The sequence below is a fragment of the Streptomyces sp. NPDC093568 genome (assembly GCF_044764945.1).
Classification (GTDB): Bacteria; Actinomycetota; Actinomycetes; order Streptomycetales; family Streptomycetaceae; genus Streptomyces.
Window position 1 is genome coordinate 545,978 of record NZ_JBIWJD010000005.1, and the last position, 18,882, is coordinate 564,859.

Annotated in this window: 22 protein-coding genes; 17 read left to right on the plus strand and 5 right to left on the minus strand. The window is 70.7% G+C overall.

The window, feature by feature from the left end:
* Window positions 1–197 precede the first annotated feature (197 nt).
* Together ACIRD7_RS23160 and ACIRD7_RS23165 are read left to right on the plus strand one after the other, a co-directional pair.
* Window positions 198–398, plus strand: coding sequence for a hypothetical protein (locus ACIRD7_RS23160; protein ID WP_217209513.1), 201 nt, complete (start codon window positions 198–200; stop codon window positions 396–398).
* A gap of 52 nt (window positions 399–450) precedes the next feature.
* Window positions 451–1,152: a DUF4191 domain-containing protein gene (locus ACIRD7_RS23165; RefSeq protein WP_403456153.1), complete on the plus strand. Its 702-nt coding sequence runs from the start codon at window positions 451–453 to the stop codon at window positions 1,150–1,152.
* A gap of 62 nt (window positions 1,153–1,214) precedes the next feature.
* On the opposite strand, the gene ACIRD7_RS23170 is transcribed toward ACIRD7_RS23165, so the two are convergent.
* Window positions 1,215–1,682 carry an RDD family protein gene (locus tag ACIRD7_RS23170; RefSeq protein ID WP_403456155.1) on the minus strand — a complete coding sequence of 156 codons (468 nt, stop codon included), beginning with the start codon at window positions 1,680–1,682 and terminating at the stop codon, window positions 1,215–1,217.
* A gap of 198 nt (window positions 1,683–1,880) precedes the next feature.
* Here ACIRD7_RS23170 and glnA point away from each other — a divergent pair, with 198 nt between their 5' ends.
* Window positions 1,881–3,290, plus strand: a complete 1,410-nt coding sequence (glnA, locus tag ACIRD7_RS23175) for a type I glutamate--ammonia ligase (RefSeq protein WP_403456157.1) — start codon at window positions 1,881–1,883, stop codon at window positions 3,288–3,290.
* Window positions 3,291–3,437: 147 nt separating this feature from the next.
* On the opposite strand, the gene ACIRD7_RS23180 is transcribed toward glnA, so the two are convergent.
* On the minus strand, window positions 3,438–3,989 hold the full coding sequence (locus ACIRD7_RS23180; RefSeq protein ID WP_403456159.1) for a tyrosine-type recombinase/integrase: 552 nt from the start codon (window positions 3,987–3,989) through the stop codon (window positions 3,438–3,440).
* Here ACIRD7_RS23180 and ACIRD7_RS23185 point away from each other — a divergent pair.
* The 5 genes from ACIRD7_RS23185 (at window position 3,934) to ACIRD7_RS23205 (ending at window position 7,450) form a co-directional block, all read left to right on the plus strand.
* Window positions 3,934–4,269, plus strand: coding sequence for a hypothetical protein (locus ACIRD7_RS23185; RefSeq protein ID WP_403456432.1), 336 nt, complete (start codon window positions 3,934–3,936; stop codon window positions 4,267–4,269). The genes ACIRD7_RS23180 and ACIRD7_RS23185 overlap by 56 nt on opposite strands.
* A gap of 338 nt (window positions 4,270–4,607) precedes the next feature.
* Complete coding sequence (locus ACIRD7_RS23190) at window positions 4,608–5,135, plus strand: hypothetical protein (RefSeq protein ID WP_403456162.1); 528 nt, start codon at window positions 4,608–4,610, stop codon at window positions 5,133–5,135.
* Between the two features lie 418 nt (window positions 5,136–5,553).
* On the plus strand, window positions 5,554–5,823 hold the full coding sequence (locus ACIRD7_RS23195; RefSeq protein WP_403456420.1) for a hypothetical protein: 270 nt from the start codon (window positions 5,554–5,556) through the stop codon (window positions 5,821–5,823).
* A gap of 105 nt (window positions 5,824–5,928) precedes the next feature.
* Window positions 5,929–6,846, plus strand: a complete 918-nt coding sequence (gene htpX, locus ACIRD7_RS23200) for a zinc metalloprotease HtpX (protein WP_403456164.1) — start codon at window positions 5,929–5,931, stop codon at window positions 6,844–6,846.
* A gap of 1 nt (window position 6,847) precedes the next feature.
* Window positions 6,848–7,450 carry a hypothetical protein gene (locus tag ACIRD7_RS23205; RefSeq protein ID WP_403456166.1) on the plus strand — a complete coding sequence of 201 codons (603 nt, stop codon included), beginning with the start codon at window positions 6,848–6,850 and terminating at the stop codon, window positions 7,448–7,450.
* Between the two features lie 41 nt (window positions 7,451–7,491).
* Here the strand turns inward: ACIRD7_RS23205 and ACIRD7_RS23210 are convergent, their stop codons facing one another.
* Window positions 7,492–7,788, minus strand: a complete 297-nt coding sequence (locus tag ACIRD7_RS23210; RefSeq protein ID WP_403456169.1) for a hypothetical protein — start codon at window positions 7,786–7,788, stop codon at window positions 7,492–7,494.
* A gap of 250 nt (window positions 7,789–8,038) precedes the next feature.
* On the opposite strand from ACIRD7_RS23210, the gene ACIRD7_RS23215 reads away from it, so the two are divergent.
* Window positions 8,039–8,764: an alpha/beta hydrolase gene (locus tag ACIRD7_RS23215; protein WP_403456171.1), complete on the plus strand. Its 726-nt coding sequence runs from the start codon at window positions 8,039–8,041 to the stop codon at window positions 8,762–8,764.
* Window positions 8,765–8,785: 21 nt separating this feature from the next.
* Here ACIRD7_RS23215 and ACIRD7_RS23220 read toward each other — a convergent pair whose 3' ends face one another.
* Window positions 8,786–10,135 (minus strand): DUF2252 domain-containing protein, encoded by a 1,350-nt coding sequence (locus tag ACIRD7_RS23220; RefSeq protein ID WP_403456172.1) that lies wholly within the window; start codon window positions 10,133–10,135, stop codon window positions 8,786–8,788.
* 286 nt (window positions 10,136–10,421) lie between these two features.
* Between ACIRD7_RS23220 and ACIRD7_RS23225 the strand changes: the two genes are divergently transcribed.
* On the plus strand, window positions 10,422–11,624 hold the full coding sequence (locus ACIRD7_RS23225) for a winged helix DNA-binding domain-containing protein (protein WP_403456173.1): 1,203 nt from the start codon (window positions 10,422–10,424) through the stop codon (window positions 11,622–11,624).
* Window positions 11,625–11,784: 160 nt separating this feature from the next.
* Here the strand turns inward: ACIRD7_RS23225 and ACIRD7_RS23230 are convergent, their stop codons facing one another.
* Window positions 11,785–12,111: a hypothetical protein gene (locus ACIRD7_RS23230; RefSeq protein WP_403456176.1), complete on the minus strand. Its 327-nt coding sequence runs from the start codon at window positions 12,109–12,111 to the stop codon at window positions 11,785–11,787.
* Window positions 12,112–12,331: 220 nt separating this feature from the next.
* Between ACIRD7_RS23230 and ACIRD7_RS23235 the strand changes: the two genes are divergently transcribed.
* The 7 genes from ACIRD7_RS23235 to ACIRD7_RS23265 all read left to right on the plus strand — a co-directional run bounded on the left by ACIRD7_RS23235 (window position 12,332) and on the right by ACIRD7_RS23265 (window position 18,769).
* Window positions 12,332–12,697, plus strand: a complete 366-nt coding sequence (locus ACIRD7_RS23235; RefSeq protein ID WP_403456179.1) for an ArsC/Spx/MgsR family protein — start codon at window positions 12,332–12,334, stop codon at window positions 12,695–12,697.
* 118 nt (window positions 12,698–12,815) lie between these two features.
* The gene (locus ACIRD7_RS23240; protein WP_403456182.1) at window positions 12,816–13,538 is read left to right on the plus strand and encodes a hypothetical protein; all 723 of its coding nucleotides are present in this window, start codon (window positions 12,816–12,818) and stop codon (window positions 13,536–13,538) included.
* Window positions 13,539–13,780: 242 nt separating this feature from the next.
* Entirely contained in the window at window positions 13,781–14,812 is a 1,032-nt protein-coding gene (gene glnII, locus ACIRD7_RS23245) for a glutamine synthetase (RefSeq protein ID WP_403456185.1), read from the plus strand.
* Between the two features lie 336 nt (window positions 14,813–15,148).
* On the plus strand, window positions 15,149–15,712 hold the full coding sequence (locus ACIRD7_RS23250) for a winged helix-turn-helix domain-containing protein (RefSeq protein ID WP_403456187.1): 564 nt from the start codon (window positions 15,149–15,151) through the stop codon (window positions 15,710–15,712).
* Window positions 15,713–15,790: 78 nt separating this feature from the next.
* Window positions 15,791–16,816, plus strand: a complete 1,026-nt coding sequence (locus tag ACIRD7_RS23255) for an SDR family oxidoreductase (protein WP_403456190.1) — start codon at window positions 15,791–15,793, stop codon at window positions 16,814–16,816.
* 52 nt (window positions 16,817–16,868) lie between these two features.
* Window positions 16,869–18,131: a sensor histidine kinase gene (locus ACIRD7_RS23260; protein ID WP_403456191.1), complete on the plus strand. Its 1,263-nt coding sequence runs from the start codon at window positions 16,869–16,871 to the stop codon at window positions 18,129–18,131.
* The gene (locus ACIRD7_RS23265; protein ID WP_403456193.1) at window positions 18,116–18,769 is read left to right on the plus strand and encodes a LuxR C-terminal-related transcriptional regulator; all 654 of its coding nucleotides are present in this window, start codon (window positions 18,116–18,118) and stop codon (window positions 18,767–18,769) included. Before ACIRD7_RS23260 ends, ACIRD7_RS23265 begins: the two co-directional genes overlap by 16 nt.
* Window positions 18,770–18,882: the final 113 nt, after the last annotated feature.

Below are 18,882 nucleotides of genomic sequence, written 5' to 3' on the forward strand. Positions count from 1 at the left end.
GCGCAGTTGACGCGGTCCTGGACGTCCCCGCAGATAGGGGCACCATCAGGGCCGCGTCAAACATTTCGGGCGGCGCATTAAGGCTTCATTGGTGTTTGACCGGTCGGTCACGCCCTGGTAACACCAATCAGTGACCCTGGTTGTACACCCCGTGCACCACTCACCGAAGCCGCCATTCCCGAGGGGGGACCTCCACCATGCAGGCCGCGCCGGTTCGCGCCACCGCCATTCCGTCGTTCACCACTGCACTGCGTGCCGTCGAGTCGCTGCTGATGAGCAGTGGCCAGCGCACCGCCCGCCGCAACGCCTGGACGTCCGTCCTGGAGGACCGCCGCCGCGCCAAGGACCGGGTCGAGGCGCAGCGCGTCCTGGACCAGGTCACCGTCGTCCGCCCCTGAGTCCGGGGCACTGCCGTCGTCGCCGCTCCCGGGGCCACGTAGACTTCGTGGCATGGCGAGGAAGGACACGGCAGCGGACGCTGCGAATCCCGGGCGACTGAAGCAGATCGCCCTGACCTACAAGATGACCCGCAGGGCCGACAAGAAGATCGGTCTTGTACTCGCGGCAGTCGGAATCGTCACCTTCGGTGTCTTCCTCGCGATCGGTTTCTTGATCGGGCACCCCATCTATCTCGGCATCCTGGGCCTGCTGCTCGCCTTCCTCGCGACGGCGATCGTCTTCGGGCGCCGGGCCGAGCGGGCGGCCTTCGGGCAGATGGAGGGCCAGCCGGGCGCGGCAGCGGCCGTGCTGGACAACATCGGCCGGGGCTGGAACACCACCCCCGCGGTGGCGATGAACCGCAGCCAGGACGTGGTCCACCGGGCCGTCGGCAAGGCCGGCATCGTGCTGGTCGCCGAGGGCAACCCGAACCGGGTGAAGACCCTGCTGGCCGCCGAGAAGAAGAGGATGAACCGCGTCGTCGCGGACGTGCCGGTGCACGACCTGATCGTGGGCACGGGCGAGGGCCAGGTCGAGCTGAAGAAGCTGCGGACCACCATGCTGAAGCTACCCCGGGTGCTGACCGGCCCCCAGGTGACCGCCACCAACGACCGGCTCAAGGCCATGGGCGACCTGATGAGCAACATGCCGTTGCCGAAGGGCCCCATGCCCAGGGGCATGAAACTCCCGAAGGGCGGGCCGAAGGCTCGCTGATCTCCCTCGTACGTGAAAGGGGGCGCCCGGTTCTGCCGGGCGCCCCCTTTCACGTACGACTGCTAGATGCGCACTTCCACGGTGCGCGCCAGCCGGTCGTGCAGGCCGCGGCCGTCGCGGTCCCAGATCAGGGCCGGGACGGCGACGCACAGCAGGGCCGTGCGCAGCAGGGCGCGCAACGGGTTGACCGTGCCGGTGTCCAGGGAGACCACGCGCAGCCCGAAGAGGCGCTTGCCCGGGGTGAAGCCGACGGTGCCGACGGTCAGCACGCCCATGATGAAGAAGAGCAGCAGCGCCCAGTTGCTCGTCGCCTGGCCGTAGCCGTCGGTGATGAGACCGTATGCGATCAAGACACAGAGGCCCCAGTCCACGGCGAGCGCTCCGAGCCGTCGTCCCGGGCGGGCGATGGAGCCCGGCCCCTCCTCCGGGAGGCCGAGCTGCCGCCCCCGGTATCCAAAGTCGACACCCGCGTCCTCGGCGGCCGCGCGCGGGCCGGAGAGCCAGGATCCGATTGCTTGCCTCTTGTCCACGCGTCCACGGTACTGTGCGCGTTTTGCGATACGGACAGGTGGGGTGAGGTACGGGATGTCCGGTTAACGTGGGTGAAACAAACGGGTCACGCCCGAGAAATCACCCGTCCCTAGGGTCGAGGTCAGCGTGTGCCACCGCACTGGCCGCACGAACGAACTACCACCCCGGCGCGGACGGTCGGGAGTAGGAGGAGCTGGATGTTCCAGAACGCCGACGAGGCCAAGAAGTTCATCGCGGACGAGGACGTCAAGTTCGTCGACGTCCGGTTCTGCGACCTGCCGGGCGTCATGCAGCACTTCACGGTGCCCGTCGAGGCGTTCGACCCGGACGAGGAGCTCGCCTTCGACGGATCGTCGATCCGTGGTTTCCAGGCGATCCACGAGTCCGACATGGCGCTGCGCGCGGACCTGTCGACCGCCCGTGTCGACCCGTTCCGCCGGGACAAGACGCTCAACATCAACTTCTTCATCCACGACCCGATCACGGGCGAGCAGTACTCCCGTGACCCGCGCAACGTGGCGAAGAAGGCCGAGGCCTACCTCGCCTCGACCGGTATCGCGGACACCGCGTACTTCGGTCCCGAGGCCGAGTTCTACGTCTTCGACAGCGTCCGCTTCAAGACGTCCGAGAACGAGTCCTTCTACCACATCGACTCCGAGGCAGGTGCCTGGAACACCGGTGCGCTGGAGGACAACCGCGGTTACAAGGTCCGCTACAAGGGCGGCTACTTCCCGACCCCGCCGGTCGACCACTTCGCCGACCTGCGTGCCGAGATCTCCCTGGAGCTGGACCGGGCCGGCCTGAAGGTCGAGCGCCAGCACCACGAGGTGGGCACCGCCGGCCAGGCCGAGATCAACTACAAGTTCAACACGCTGCTCGCCGCCGCCGACGACCTTCAGCTCTTCAAGTACATCGTGAAGAACGTGGCCTGGCGCAACGGCAAGACCGCGACCTTCATGCCGAAGCCGATCTTCGGTGACAACGGCTCGGGCATGCACGTGCACCAGTCGCTGTGGACCGGCGGCCAGCCGCTCTTCTACGACGAGGCCGGCTACGCGGGCCTGTCGGACACCGCCCGCTACTACATCGGCGGCATCCTCAAGCACGCCCCGTCGCTGCTCGCCTTCACCAACCCGACGGTGAACTCCTACCACCGTCTGGTGCCGGGCTTCGAGGCGCCGATCAACCTGGTGTACTCGCAGCGCAACCGCTCCGCCGCGATGCGTATCCCGATCACGGGTTCGAACCCGAAGGCCAAGCGCGTCGAGTTCCGCGCGCCCGACTCCTCCGGCAACCCGTACCTGGCCTTCTCGGCCCTGCTCCTCGCGGGCCTCGACGGCATCAAGAACAAGATCGAGCCGGCCGAGCCGATCGACAAGGACCTCTACGAGCTGGCTCCCGAGGAGCACGCGAACGTCGCCCAGGTCCCGACCTCCCTCCCGGCCGTCCTCGACTCCCTCGAGCGCGACCACGAGTTCCTCCTCCAGGGCGACGTCTTCACGCCGGACCTGATCGAGACGTGGATCGACTACAAGCGCGCGAACGAGATCGCCCCGCTGCAGCTGCGTCCGCACCCGCACGAGTTCGAGCTGTACTTCGACGTGTGATATCCCCCCAGGTCAGAGCGGGTTTCCGCTCCCCTGGGCCGTGTGTGGGCCGTCGGCCGTGTTCTTCCTCGCTGGAAGGGCACGGCCGACGGCCTGTTTCGGGCCCGCAGAGCGAACGGTGGTCGAGAGCTACGGTCCCGGTGCCACTCAGGTCAGCGCATCGGCTTCGCCGGGGCCGGCGTCCACATCCGGCAAGCCGAACGCGGCGTCGATGGCCCTACGGGCGCGGTCCTGGCTGATCGGCATGAGGTGCGTGTACGTCCGGAGCGTGAATCCCGGGTCTGAGTGACCGAGGTACTCGGCCAACGCCTTGATGTTCTCTCCCGAGTCCAACAGCACCGACGCGTAGTAGTGCCGCAGGGCGTGCATGCCATGCTCACGCGACGGTTGGAACCGCTCCCCCGGCTCCCGCTCCGGGATGACGCCGGCAGCGATCAGGGCAGGCTTCCACAGGTACATGTTGAAGTAGTTCCTGTTCAGCGCCTTCCGCTCCCGCGAGAAGAACAGCAATTTGGCTGTTACCGGCGGACCGTCCGGCGTCTTCCACGGCAGGGTGACGTCGATAGGGGGCTGGCGGGTGATGTGAGCGGCAAGCGCATCCGACACCACACCCGGCAGCGGAACGTCCCGTAGCTTGCCGCCCTTGGGGCGGGGCGAACACCATCTGCGGGCCGACCAGCTTGACCTGCCGCACGACATGCACCGCTCCCCCGACGAAGTCGACTTCGTCCACGGCGAGCCCGAAAATCTCACCCTGCCGCAATCCGCACCCCTGCACCCGACATCGACGATCGGCGCGTACTGGCTCGGCAGTCCGTCCCGGACAGCGACCACCCGGTCACGCGGCCACGGCTTGATCTTCCGCCGATCCAACTTGGGCGCCCGCACCGATCCTGCGCGGCAGGGGTTCCGCGTCAGAATGCCATCGTCCATTGCGGCGCCGAACACAGCGGAGACGTTCGCGAAGACCGTCCGCTGATATGAGGCTGCCATCCCGGAGTCTGCGCCTAGTGGCTTTGCGTCACCGAAGCCCGTCTTATTCGAACGTTCTCGAACGTCCCGTCGCCTTGGTGCATGGCCTACAACTGTCGATGCATCTGCGCTAGTAACACGAAGGTGTCCCCGGACCGCCCAGATCGGAGGCACCTTCGTTGCTCGCCGTGGGCGGCTCAGGAGTGACCGCGCCTACCCCGTCCGGGAGCCCGGGTCACCCGTCCGCCCAGTCCGACAGGACAGCGGTTGGCTTGCCCGGTCAGGCTGGACTTCCACGGCGGGAGGGGGTGGTCATCCAGTCCCGCCTCACCGATGGGAGCATGCATGCGCGGTCACCCTCTGCGCGTCGTCAGCAAGATCTGCCTGATGGTTGCCCTGCTCGGCCTGGCTCTTCCCACGACCACGGCCTCCGCCTCCGCCTCCGCCTCCGCCTCCGCCCAGACCATCCACCGGCGCACCGCGGTGCTGGGACTGAGCGGAACGTTGCTGTTCACCGGCCCGGAACCGGTTGACGTAACGGGCAGCATCCGCATCACCGTCGTCACCCGGACCGAGCCGGGTGGCGGCGGAACCGCCCAGATCACCAGCCAGCTGCGGAACACCACCGGCGTCGGCCAAGACAGCGGCGGCCTCTACCACTTCGTCGGCACCGACAACAACGTCGTGGAATACCCGCCGGGCCCGATCAGCCCCCTGGCCGTCTTCCCCACGTTCCTCAAGATCTACCCGCCGGACCCAATCCTCCCGCCGCACCCGATCCAGCCCGTCAGGGTCCTCACCACCATCGACCAGGACGGGACCATCGACAACATCACCGCCGAGATCTCCAACTTCGAACCCGACAACCCCTGAAGGATGGGAGCGGACACCCCACCCAAGGGCTGACCAACCGATCGGAGCCCCTCCTGGGTGGCAGCCGTGCACTGCTCGGAGCCTGGGGCGCAGGCGTGCCTCGCGCGGCTCCGTGACCTTGGACAGGAGAAGCCTGGCTTCCTGCCCCAGTGACGTCACCGAGCCCCGGGTCGGGCCGTCCATGGGCCGTGCGAGGGTGGCCGACGACACCCAACAACGACAGACATCGACAGCATCCGCGCTGGTCAGAGCGGAGCAGGAAACATGACCCCAAGGTAGCGGCGCCGGGACATCACTTCTTCGACGTGTGATCGACGCCTGACCCAGGCATCCCGCCCGCGCCCCCGCTGTCGCACCGACAGCGGGGGCGCGGGCGTATGTTCTATTCTGCCGAGGAGACGACACGGGGGTGGACGGGATGCCGGAGCGGCACGAACACGACGATCAGGAACGCGAGTTCGACCTGAGGTGGGCGGACAACGCCGAGCACAAGGAGCCCTCGGCACGGGCCCGGATGCTCGCCGCGCGCTGGAAGGAGAACCCTCCCGGTCCGGTGCCCTTCCGGGCCGAGCCCGAGCATGTGGCGCGGCGGCAGCGGCGGTCGGGATGGGTGTCGACGGTCGTCGTCCTGGGCTCCGTGGCGGCCGTGATCGTGCTGCTCGGGTACCTGAACTTCCGCGCTCCCTAGCCAGGGGCTCTTTGCTGCTCCTAGGGCCGATCGCGACCCGTTCATGGGCGTGGCCGGGTGCACACTGGGCAGTGGGACGAGTGCCTGAGTGCGGGGTGGTGCAAGATGCAGAGCCGCTTCCGGAGTGACCGGCGACTGACCGCGCGTATGGGGGTCACGCTGTTTCTGCTCGGGTTGTTGTATGTGGGATTCATCGCCGCTTTGGTCGTGCTGCTGAAGTCCTGGGTGCTCGTCGTGGTCGTGGCGGCGGGGCTGCTGGGGGCGCAGTACTGGTTCTCCGACCGGGTCGCGCTGTTCGCGATGCGCGGACGGGTCGTGGAACGTGAGGAGTATCCCGAGCTCCACGGGGTGATCGACCGGCTGTGTGCCATCGCGGACATGCCGAAGCCCGTCGTCGCCGTGTCGGACATGGATATGCCGAACGCGTTCGCCACCGGGCGCAATCCCGATCACGCCGTGCTCTGCGTGACCACGGGGCTGCTGCGCCGGCTGGAGCCGGACGAGCTGGAGGGTGTGCTCGCGCACGAGCTGTCGCATGTGGCGCACAAGGACGTCGCCGTGATCACCGTGGCCTCCTTCCTCGGGGTCATCGCGGGGCTGATCGTGCGGTTCGCCTTCTACAGCCAGCTGCTCGGGGACGGGCGCCGGGACCAGAACACCGCGGCGACCCTCGCCGCCGTGCTCGGGGTGTCGGCGGCCGTGTACGCGATCAGCTTCCTGCTGATCAGGGCCCTGTCCCGGTACCGCGAGCTGGCCGCCGACCGGGCCGCGGCGCTGCTCACCGGGCGCCCCTCGGCGCTGGCGTCCGCGCTGACCAAGGTCACCGGCGACATCGCCCGGATCCCGTCCAAGGACCTGCGGACGGCACAGGCCTTCAACGCGTTCTACTTCACTCCGGCGCTCGGCCGGGATCCCGGCATCGCGCAGCTCTTCTCCACCCACCCGAGCCTGGAGCAGCGGCTCGACCAGCTGGGGCGCATCTCCGCCGAGCTGGACCAGGCGGCGGCTCCCGGAGGGGCGTGAGATGGGGCTGCTGGACATCCTGCTCGGCCGCAGCAAGCCGGTCGTACCCGATCTCGACCAGCTCTTCGCCCTGCCGTCGGCGGCCGTGACGCTGGAGGCGGCGGCCGGTTTCCGGCCGACGGGGAGCGGGGCGGTGTGCTTCGCCACCGTCGAGGGCGGCCTGTTCGAGCAGACGCATCGCGAGGTGCAGGCGCTGCTCGACGCGGACGCCGAGCGCGAGGACCGGCCGGTGGAGCTGACCCGGGACGGCTACGGCTACTCGTGGCTGGTCTCCCGGCGCACGCCCGGCCAGCTGCCGGAGCTGGTCAACGATCTGCACGCGGTGAACAGCGCGATGGAGGTCAACGGCTTCGGACCGCAGCTGCTGTGCTCGCTGGCGGGGTTCGAGAAGGAGGGTGCCGGGGAGGGCGGGCAGGGCCGCCGGCTCGCGCTCGTCTATCTCTACAAGCGCGGCACCTTCTACCCCTTCGCGCCGCTGCCCGGCGCGGCGGAGCGGCGTGACAACCCGCTGGAGCTGCGGGTGCGGGCGGCGCTCGCGAACGACCTGCGGATCGAGCAGGACCTGAACCGCTGGTTCCCGGTGTGGGGTGCCCCCGGCCTGTGACCGGGGGCACCCTCAGGGGCGCGTCACCACCCGAGGTGGTCTCACTTGCTCTTCTCGCGCTCCTGGCGACGGGCCTCCAGGGGGCGCTCGCGGCGGTAGCGGCGCTCCCACTTGGCCTGCTTGTCACGACGATCGCGGTAGGCGCGGTAGTCCGAGGGCACGGCCCCTCCCCCAGGGGCCGCTCCCCCGGCGCCCCCGGCGCCGCCGCTCGACGTGGAGGAGCTGCGGCCGTACTGCAGGTAGAGGAAGAGCACAGCGACCGCGGCCAGCCAGTAGACGTGGTTTCCGAATCCAAGGATCACCAGGACGACGGTCCCGGACATGACGATGGTGCCCATCACGGGCCTCCGTGTGCGTGTGGGTCGGTACTGAGCGGTGATCGGATGTCCCCGACGGGGCGCTGGGGAATGGCGGCCGTCGGTCGGTGCGTAGAGAGTAGCCCCGAGCCCGCAGGGTGACGCCTCCTCTGCGAGAAGCGGCGTGAACTGCTCCGTTACGCGTGTCCAGGGTAGGGAGGCGGTCACCCGGTGTGCATCTCCTTTTCCCGGGGTGGGAGTTGGCCCTGTCCGGTGTGAATGAATGGACCCCATGATCGAGCTCTCCTCCTTCACACACGCGTACGACGGTGAACTGCTCAGCGGGGTCTACGGCGGTGACGCCGACGGCGCGGACACGGCCACCGTCGTCCTGCTGCACGGTGCGGGCGCCGGCACCAAGGACCGCCTGCTGCCGATGCTCGCGGAGTTCGTCTCCCGGGGCTGCCGCGGGATCGCCTTCGACTTCTCGGGGCACGGTGAAAGCACCGGAGAACCGGGGAAGTTGAGCCTGCGGCGGCGCTTCGACCAGGCCGTCGCCGTCATCGACGCGCGGGTTCCGGCGGGCGGTGCGCTGATCCTCGTCGGGTTCAGCATGAGCGGACAGACGGTGACGGATCTCGTCGCCCACTACGGCAGGCGTGTGGCGGCGGTGGGGCTGTGCGCGCCCGCCGTGTACGCGCGGGAGGCGTGGGACGTGCCGTTCGGTGACGGGGACGGGCAGTTCAGCGAGATCATCCGCAGGCCGGACAGCTGGCGCGGGGCGCCCGCGCTGGAGGCGCTGCGGGCGTACGAGGGGCGGGCGGTGCTCGCGGTGCCGGGGTCGGACGCGATCATCCCGCCGACCGTGACGGAGGCGGTCCAGGACGCGCTGGCCGCGCACGCGCGCTTCACCCGGTTCGACGTGCCGGGTTCGGAGCACATGCTTGGGCTGTGGTTCGAGGAACACGCCGAGGACCGGCGGGAGTTCGTGACCGCCGTGCTGGCCGGGTGCGGCTGAACGGACCGGATCCTGCGCCGGTCAGATCTCGGGTGCGGCCCTGACCACCCCGGCCTCGACGGCGCCGCGCAGGGCCGTGTGGTCGGCGACGGTCTGGTCGGCGTAGGCCAGGGCGAAGTCGGCGACGGCACGGTCGAAGGTGTCGGCGCCGCCCAGGTAGCCGGCGATGGCGATACGGTCGCCGGAGCGGGCGTGCGCCCGGGCGAGGGCGGTGCCGCACAGCCGGGCGTACGCGCTCAGGTCGTCGGGGCCCATCCCGGCCACGTCCGCCGAGCCCTTCATGTCCCGCAGCTGGCGCCAGTAGAACGCGCGCCCCTGCGGCCCCGACATCCAGCCCAGGAAGATGTCACCGGTGGCCTGCAGCAGCCGCTGGCCGGCCACGACGCGGTGTCCGGGATGGACGTACGGCCCGCTCGGCAGATGGTCCTCCAGGACCGACTGCCGGGCCTCCTTGATCTGCAGGAAGAGCGGGTCGCCGGCGTCGCGTCCGGCGAGCAGCACGAGGAAGCAGCGCAGGCCGACGCTGCCGACGCCGACGACCTTGCGGGCGGCGTCGACGAAGCGGTAGCGGTCGAGGAGGAGGCGCCGCTCCTCGGAGAGGGTCGAGCGGTAGTCGCTGAAGGTCTTGCGCAGGGAGGCCATGTCGGAGGTGCCCGCGCGTTCCAGCAGCGGCGGGTCGTCGATGATGCGCCGGCGTCCGTCGACCGTCTCGGTCAGCTTGCCGAAAGCCCGCAGGCTGGTACGGCGGCGCGCGCGGCCGAGGCTGGCCTCTACGCGGCGGTGCCGGGGCGCGGAGCGGACCAGGGGCAGCAGTTGCTCGGCGCCGATGCGCGTGTACCAGACGTCGAGCTCGCCCTGCCGCGCGAGCCGGCGTATCGCGACGCGGTAGGCCGCGCCCGCCTCCCGGGCCGCGCGGACGACCTTGGCCTCCGGGTGACCGTTCTCCCGGGCCGCCACGGCGACCGAGGTGGCGAGCCGCTTGACGTCCCACTCGAACGGTCCCGGGAAGGTCTCGTCGAAGTCGTTGAGGTCGAAGTGCAGGGCGCGCTCCGGGGAGGTGTACACGCCGAAGTTGAGCAGATGGGCGTCGCCGCACAGCTGAACGGTGAGGCCGGTGTGCGGGGTGGCGGCGAGGTCGGCGGCCATCACGGCGGCGGCACCGCGCAGGAAGGCGGACGGGGACGACGCCATCCGCCCGTACCGGATCGGCAGGAGCTCCGGGAGCCGGTCGCGGCCCTGGCGCTCCAGTACGCCGACGGGGTCCCGGCGGTCGACGGAGGGGATCCAGGCGGCGTGCGCGGAGCGGGGAGCGCGCTTGCGGGCGGCCTTGCCGCGCACGAACCGGTCGCCCGGTGTGGCCGGGCTCGTCATGACCCGCCGGCCCAGTGTCCGCCCGCCCCGCTCCCCGGCAGGTGCGCACCGATCCGCTTCATGACACCTCCCGCTGCGACACCACCCGACGAAGGCGGTCCACCTCCTGATTGGCAGTGAATGCGGGGTGGGGGGCGGGCGCATGTCGGGGCGGCGGTTCGGGTGACGGGAAGGGGTGGCGTGCGGCTGGGCCGGGGGGTGTCGAATGGGTGGAGGTCGTTGTCAGTGGGGGCGGCGAAGATACGGGGAGTGGTGGTTCGCGATGGTGTGACGGGTGGAGGCCGGGATGGGCGACGGGGTGGGTGACGGGGTGCGGTACGTCGGCGTGGCGGAGCGGCGGGCCCGGCTGGGGCTGCGGCACCGGCTGGCCGGGGAGGCGCGCGCGGCGGATCCGGCCGACGTGGCCGAGTCGCTGGTCGCGCTGCACGGCAGCGATCCGGCGACCGTGTACCTGGCCGTGGGCGCTCGGCTGGCCGACGCCGCGAGGACCGTGCCGGAGACCGAGCGGGCGCTGTACGAGGAGCGGACGCTGGTGCGGATGCACGGCATGCGGCACACCGTGTTCGTGTTCCCCACCGGGCTGACGGCCGTCGTGCACGCCTCCACCGGGCTCACGGTCGCCGCCCGCGAGCGGGCTTTGCTGGTGAAGGACATGGCCAGGGCGGGGGCCCCGGACGCCGCCTGGCTGAAGGAGGTCGAGGAGTCGGCGCTCGCCGCGCTGGCCCGGCGCGGGCAGGCGACGGCGGCCGAACTCGCCCAGGACGAGCCGCGGTTGCGCGAGCAGTTCGCGTACGCGGCCGGGAAGAGCTACGAGGGCGTGCACACCGTCTCGACGCGGCTGCTGCGGGTGCTGGGCGTCGAGGGCAAGGTCGTGCGGGGGCGGCCGGTGGGCTCCTGGACGTCCTCGCAGTTCCGCTGGGCGGTGGCGCCGGAGCATCCGGAGCTGGACGCCGCCGGGGCGCAGGCGGAGCTGCTGCGGCGCTGGCTCGCGGTGTGCGGTCCCGCCACGGAGGCCGACCTGAAGTGGTGGACGGGGTGGCGGGTGACGGAGGTGCGCCGGGCGCTGACGGCGATCGGGGCGCGGGCGGTGTCCCTCGACGAGGGGACGGGGTACGTACTCGAGGACGACGTCGACCCGGTGGCGGGGCCCGGGGAGGCGTGGGCGGCCCTGCTGCCCGGGCTGGATCCGACGGCGATGGGGTGGCAGCAGCGGGACTGGTATCTGGCGCCGGAGCTGAGGCCGTCCCTGTTCGACCGGAGCGGCAACGTGGGGCCGACGGTGTGGTGGAACGGACGGGTCGTGGGCGGCTGGGCCCAGCGCCCGGACGGCGAGATCGCCTGGCGGCTGCTGGCGGACCTCGGCGCCGCGGAGCGGCGGGCGGCCGAGGCGGCGGTCGCGGTGGAGGCTCAGCGGCTGCGGGGGTGGGTGGGGGCGGCGCGGGTGACGCCGCGGTTACGGACGCCGCTGGAGCGGGAGTTGTCGGCCTAGGGGGTGCTTCTGAGCGCCGGCCGACATGTTTTTTCAGCCCGTCCGGCGATTGAGGACGAGGCCCCTTCAGGGCCGAAGCGGGGGTCCGGGGGCGGCAGCCCCTGGTCGACGGCAACGGCAACGCCGGGCACCGCTCACGGCACGGCACCCGGCGCCACGGCTACCTCGAGTACCGCATCAGCGCCCTGACCATGTGGCAGGTCGTGTCCGACGGCGGGTGGACGCCGATCGTCTCCGCGGTGTCCCGGATCGTCTCGTTGCGTGCCTGGTTCGGCATGTAGACCCCCGAGTCGAGGAGCGCTATCGCAAGGCGCATGGCCTTGAGCCGGCGGTTGTGGGTGATGTACCACTCGCGCGGCCGGCCCGGCGGCAGCGCCCGCTTCTCCAGGGGCGCGTACGGCAGGTCGAGCAGCACCGGGTGCTGCGCGGTGGACTGGGTGGGCAGCGGCTTGCGGGTGGGCTTCGGCTTCAGTGCGGCAGCGGGCACAGGCATCCTCCTGTCGCGGTCAGAGCGCCTCCGGGTTTTCCGGTGACACCCTCGAACACTTCCTCCATTCTAGTGCCCGCCACTGACAATCAGCAGACCTCACTCCCCCATGAAATCCCCTGGTCAGCAACGAAATTGCGGCCATGTCACAGCAGGTCAGCCAGTGGCCCGTGAGGCGGCGAGAAATTCGAACATCGCGCTTCGGGATACGGTGGGCCGCATGGAGATCTGGATCAACCCGGCCTGTTCCAAGTGCCGCAGCGCCCTCACGCTGCTCGACGCCGAGGGCGCCGACTACACCGTCCGCCGCTACCTGGAGGACGTACCGAGCGAGGACGAGATCCGGGAGGTGCTGGAGCGACTCGGACTGGAGCCGTGGGACATCACCCGGACCCAGGAGGCCGTCGCCCGGGAGCTCGGGGTCAAGGAGTGGGCGCGGGACGCGGATTCCCGGCAGCGGTGGATCAAGGCGCTGGCGGAGCACCCGAAGCTGATCCAGCGGCCGATCATCACGGCGGACGACGGTACGGCCGTGGTCGCGCGCACGGAGGACGCCGTCCGGGACGCGCTGTCCCGGCCCAGCTGAGCCTTCGTCAGATGACGTGTGACGCACGTTACTTCAGATACTCCCGTAACCACTGAGTAACCTCGTTCGGTATCTCGTACATAGCGGCGTACGCTCCCCTACCTCCCAGGAGGCGCGCATGTCGCGTAGGAGAACTCTCAGCACGCAGAAGAAGATCGCGCTGTTCGTCAGCGCCGCGACGGTCGCGGGCGGCGGTGCCTTCGTCATGGCGAGCACCTCGAACGCCTCGCAGACACCGACGGTGAAGTCCGCCGCGGAGTCGACCGTCTGCCAGGGCCTCGCCACCGCCCTCGGCAACAACCAGCGGTTCATCGAGGGGCAGCGGGCCAATCCCGACGCACAGTCGCAGGCCCGGATCGCCAACCGTGAGGCCGTCATCCAGCAGATCAAGGTCCAGCAGGAAGCGTCCGGGTGCGCGGTTGGGGAGTCGGCTCAGGGCTCCCAGGCCGCACAGCCGAGCGCACCGGCCGCGGGCGCCGGCGACACGGGTGCCGGAAACGCGGGCGCCGGCGACACGGGCGCCGCGGACAACGCCGGCGGCGACGAGAACGCCGGGAACGCGGGGAACGCCGGCGGCGGCGCCGCGGCCTCCGGGCAGCAGGTCTGCAACGGCTCCACCGTGACGCTCTCCGGTGAGGGCGGTGCCCCGGCCGCGTCCAGCAACCAGTTCCCGGCCGGCACGAAACTGAAGGTCACCAACCTGGACAACAACAAGTCCACGACGGTGGAGGTCACCTCGGTCTCCGGCAGCTGCGTACTGCTCAACAACGCGGCCTTCGAGCAGGTCCGCGAGCCCGGCAAGTTCCTGATCCGCCGGGCGGTGATCGAGAAGGTGGGGTGAGGCTCCCGTAACCAGCTCGTACGTGTCATGGGCCCTGCCACCCGCGGCCACGGGTGGCAGGGCCCGCGCGCGTGTGCGTGAAACGCGCCACAAGAACACCAGGTAACACGGGGTTCACATAGGAGCAATGACCGGGAAATCGCCTGTTGACAGGCTCGCGGGCATCAAACGCGGCGCCTGAAGTGCCGCAGCGCCGCAGCACCCGCAAGTGCGCCTAGACACACCCCCGAAGGATGTGGCCCGTGACCTTCAAGGCTGAGTACATCTGGATCGACGGCACCGAGCCGACGGCCAAGCTGCGTTCCAAGACGAAGATCATCGCGGGTGAGCCCGCCGGTCTGGACGCGCTGCCGATCTGGGGCTTCGACGGGTCCTCCACCAACCAGGCCGAGGGTCACGCCTCGGACTGCGTGCTCAAGCCGGTCTTCACCTGCCCGGACCCGATCCGCGGCGGCGACGACGTGCTGGTGCTCTGCGAGGTCCTGAACATCGACTTCACGCCGCACGCCAGCAACACCCGCGCCGCGCTGGTCGAGGTGGCGGAGAAGTTCGCCGCCCAGGAGCCGATCTTCGGCATCGAGCAGGAGTACACGTTCTTCCAGGACGGCTACCCGCTCGGCTTCCCCAAGGGCGGCTTCCCGGCCCCGCAGGGCGGCTACTACTGCGGTGTCGGCGCCGACGAGATCTTCGGCCGCGAGGTCGTCGAGGCACACCTGGACAACTGCCTCGCGGCGGGCCTCGGCCTGTCCGGCATCAACGCCGAGGTCATGCCCGGCCAGTGGGAGTTCCAGGTCGGCCCGCTGGCCCCGCTGGAGGTCTCGGACCAGCTGTGGGTGGCCCGCTGGCTGCTCTACCGCACCGCCGAGGACTTCGGCGTGTCCGCCACCCTCGACCCCAAGCCGGTCAAGGGCGACTGGAACGGCGCCGGCGCGCACACCAACTTCTCCACCAAGGCGATGCGCGAGACCTACGAGGCGATCATCACCGCCGCCGAGTCGCTGGGCGAGGGCTCCAAGCCGCTCGACCACGTCAAGAACTACGGCGCCGGCATCGACGACCGCCTGACCGGTCTGCACGAGACCGCCCCGTGGAACGAGTACTCCTACGGCGTCTCCAACCGCGGCGCCTCGGTGCGTATCCCCTGGCAGGTCGAGAAGGACGGCAAGGGCTACATCGAGGACCGCCGCCCGAACGCCAACGTCGACCCGTACGTCGTGACGCGTCTGCTCGTCGACACCTGCTGCTCCGCGCTGGAGAAGGCCGGCCAGGTCTGATCCGCCAGAGTCCCGCGGAGAGGGCGTCCACCGTCTCGGTGGGCGCCCCCTTCGCGTAAAGGAAGCGTCCGAGCTGTGAGAGGAGGGTCCTGTCCATGGACTGCGTCTGCTTCAATGGGGTCATGGCCAGCATCCAGAAGCTCACCGCGACAGGTCGCCATGACCTCGAGCCCTTCTGGCCTTCCCGTCAGCACCACGACTTCGACCGGGTGTGTTGCCGCGCGACGAACGCGCGGGCCCTCTAAAGCCGTCACCCCGGCCTTCGGCCAGCGCGAAACGACGTACGTCTCCCACGGACCTCTCGACGGACCTCTCGCGCGAAAGAGCTGACCTCTCATGGCGACCACTCGTTCTCTGTCCCCCGCCGCCCCGTTCAACGCCCCCGCCTCGAACGGCCCACGGCATCACCTGCGTGCCGTGGACCGGGACGAGGTGATCGACGTCGCGGACCTCCTGCCGCCGGGCGCCACCTGGCTGCCCGCTCCACAGCACTCCCTGCCCGCCCTTCCCGGACAGCCGCCCATGATCGGCTACCTGGTGCTCGTCCCGGCCGACCGGCAGCCGCCCGTGCCGCACGCCGTCGACGCCGGCGCCGACGCGGACACCGACCCGCTCGTCCGGGTGGACCCCGTACGGCGCACCGCCGCCGTCGAAGGTCGTGAACTCGACCTGACCTATTTGGAGTTCGAGCTGCTCGCGCACCTGGTGGCCAACCCCCATCGCGTGCACACCCGCGACCAGCTGGTCACCACGGTGTGGGGGTACGGGCACGTGGGCGACGGCCGCACGGTCGACGTCCATGTCGCCCGGCTGCGCCGCAAGCTGGGCGCCGAGCACCGGAACACCATCCGGACCGTGCGCAGGGTGGGGTACAAGTACGCCCCGCCCGCCGGGCGTTGACCCGGCGCCCGCGTCCGGGCCTCTGCTGACGGCAGAGTCCTGTTCCGTCTCCCGTCCGTACCGTGCAGAGTCTGCGGCATGAGGCTCTTGATGCTGGGTGGTACGGAGTTCGTGGGGCGGGCCGTCGTGGAGGCGGCCCTGGAGCGGGGCTGGGAGGTGACCGTCTTCCACCGGGGGCGGCACGAGGCCCCGAAGGGCGTGCGGTCGCTCCTGGGCGACCGCACCGCGCCCGAGGGCCTCGCCGCCCTCGCCGAGGCGGACGGCGAGTGGGACGCGGTCGTCGACACCTGGTCGGCGGCGCCCCGCGCGGTGCTGGACTCGGCGCGGCTGCTGCGGGGCCGCGCCGGGCGGTATGTGTATGTGTCGAGCCGCTCGGTGTACGCGTGGGCGCCGCCCGCCGGGCACACCGAGGACGCGCCGCTGGTGGAGGGCGCCGAGGCCGGTGCCGGACAGACCGACTACGCGCGCGACAAGCGGGGCGGCGAGCTGGCCGCCGTCGAGGCCTTCGGGGCGGACCGCTCGGTGCTGGTGCGGGCGGGGCTGATCCTCGGCCCGTACGAGAATGTCGGCCGGCTGCCCTGGTGGCTGGGCCGGGTGGCGCGTGGGGGGCCGGTGCTCGCGCCGGGGCCGCGGGACCTTCCGCTGCAGTACGTCGATGTCCGTGACCTCGCTCAGTGGACCCTCGGCGCCGTGGAACGCGAGCTCAGCGGGCCGTACACCCTGGTCGGACCGCAGGGGCACGCCACCATGGGCAGCCTGCTCGAGGCGTGCGTGCGGACCACCGGCTCGGCGGCCGAACTCCGGTGGACCGAGCCCGAGCTGATCCTGGACGCGGGCATCGAGCCCTGGACGCAGCTGCCGGTGTGGGTGCCGCCGGGCAGCGACATGCACGACGCCCTGCACCGCGCGGACGTGTCCCGGGCCCTGGCGACCGGACTGCGCTGCCGGCCCGTCGAGGAGACCGTCGAGGACACCTGGCGGTGGCTGCGGGACCTCGGCGGCACGGCGCCCCTGCGGCCGGACCGGACCGTCAAGGGCCTCGATCCGGAGCTGGAGGCGAAGGTGCTGGCGGCCCGAGGGGGTGTACCTGGCACCACCCCCTGATTCGGGGGCCCGGCCCCGTGCCCGGCGCTGTCGCCTCCGCGAGACTGACGGCATGACCAACGACATGAAGAGCAGGCGGGGTTCCGGGGCACGGGGCATGGGGGTCGCCGCGCTGCGGGGGCTGGCGCTGGCGCTGATCTCCCTGCCGAGCGCCGTCGTCTGCCTCGTCCTCTCCCTCGTGTCCATCGCGCTCATACCGATCGGCGTCGGCATCGTCACGACGCCGTGGGTGCTGACGGGGGTGCGGGTGTTCGCCGACCGGCGCCGGGTGCTGGCCGCCGAGTGGGGCGGGGTGCGGATCCCGCCGGCGTACCGGCCGTTGCCGAAGGACGCCAACCCGTGGGCCCGCACCTTCGGGATGCTGGGTGATCCGGCGACCTGGCGGGATCTGCTGTGGCTGCCCGTCGACATGACGGCGGGGTTCTTCACGGCGCTGCTGCCGGCCGTGCTGCTCATCTATCCGCTGGAGGGGTTCGTGATCGCGGCGGGGCTGTGGCGCGTCCTGCCCGACGGGTACTGGTACGGCTTCGTGCCGGTCACCGACCAGGCCTCCGCACTCGGCGCCGGCGCCCTGGGCCTCGTCCTCCTCTTCCTCGCGCACTTCCTCACCGTGCCCCTGCTCCAGGCCCACTTCCGGCTGACCGGCGCCGTCCTCGGCACCAACCAGGGCGAACTGGCCGAGCGGGTGCGGGTGCTGACGGAGACCCGCCGGGACGCCGTCGACACCTCGGCCGCCGAACTGCGCCGTATCGAGCGCGATCTGCACGACGGCGCGCAGGCCCGCCTGGTGGCGGTGGGCATGGACCTCGGCACCATAGAGATGCTGCTCGACAAGGACCCGGAGAAGGCGAAGCAGCTCGTCGCGCAGGCCCGCCGGTCCTCCGCCGACGCGCTCTCCGAACTGCGTGACCTGGTGCGCGGCATCCATCCGCCGGTGCTCGCCGAACGCGGACTGGGCGATGCCGTAAGGGCGTTGGCGCTGCGGCTGCCGGTGGCGACCGAGGTGACCGTGGAGCTGCCCGGGCGGGCGGAGGCGCCCGTGGAGTCGGCGGCGTACTTCGCGGTCAGCGAGGTGCTCACGAACGCCGTGAAGCACGCGGGCGCCGACCGGATCTGGATCGACCTGCACCACGCGAACGGCATGCTGCGCGTCACCGTCACCGACAACGGCAAGGGGGGCGCGGTGATCGGGGCCGGCTCGGGCCTGGCCGGGATCGAGCGGCGACTGGGTACATTCGACGGCGTCCTGGCCGTCAGCTCGCCCGCGGGCGGCCCCACCATGGTCACCATGGAGATTCCTTGCGCGTTGTCCTAGCCGAAGACCTGTTCCTGCTGCGCGACGGACTCGTCCGGCTGCTTGAGGCCTACGACTTCGAGATCGCGGCGGCCGTCGAGACCGGCCCGGAGCTGTCCCGCGCGCTGGCCGAACTGGACCCGGACGTCGCGGTGGTCGACGTACGCCTGCCGCCGACGAACACCGACGAGGGGCTGCAGTGCGCCCTGGAGGCCCGTCGCAGGAAGCCCGGACTGCCGGTGCTGGTGCTGTCGCAGCACGTGGAGCAGCTGTACGCGCGGGAGTTGCTCGCCGACGGCAGCGGCGGGGTCGGATATCTGCTGAAGGACCGGGTGTTCGACGCGGACCAGTTCGTGGACGCGGTACGGCGGGTCGCGGCGGGCGGTACGGCGATGGATCCGCAGGTGATCCAGCAGCTGCTGAGCCGGCGCGCGGCCGGCGACCAGCCGCTGGCCCGCCTGACGCCCCGGGAGACGGAGGTGCTGGAGCTGATGGCACAGGGCCGGACGAACGCGGCGATCGCCGAGCGGCTCGTCGTCACGGAACGGGCCATCGCCAAGCACACCGCCAATATCTTCACCAAACTGGGCCTGGAGGTGTCGGACGACGACAACCGTCGTGTGCTGGCGGTTCTCGCCTATCTCGACCACGGCCGGTAAAAACCGGACCCGTTCATGCACCCGCCGTGCGGGATCAACAACTCCCGGTATTTCAGGGGCGGTTGTGCACACAGTGTGCGCACGAATCTCGCATCAATTTCCGAGGCGGCTGA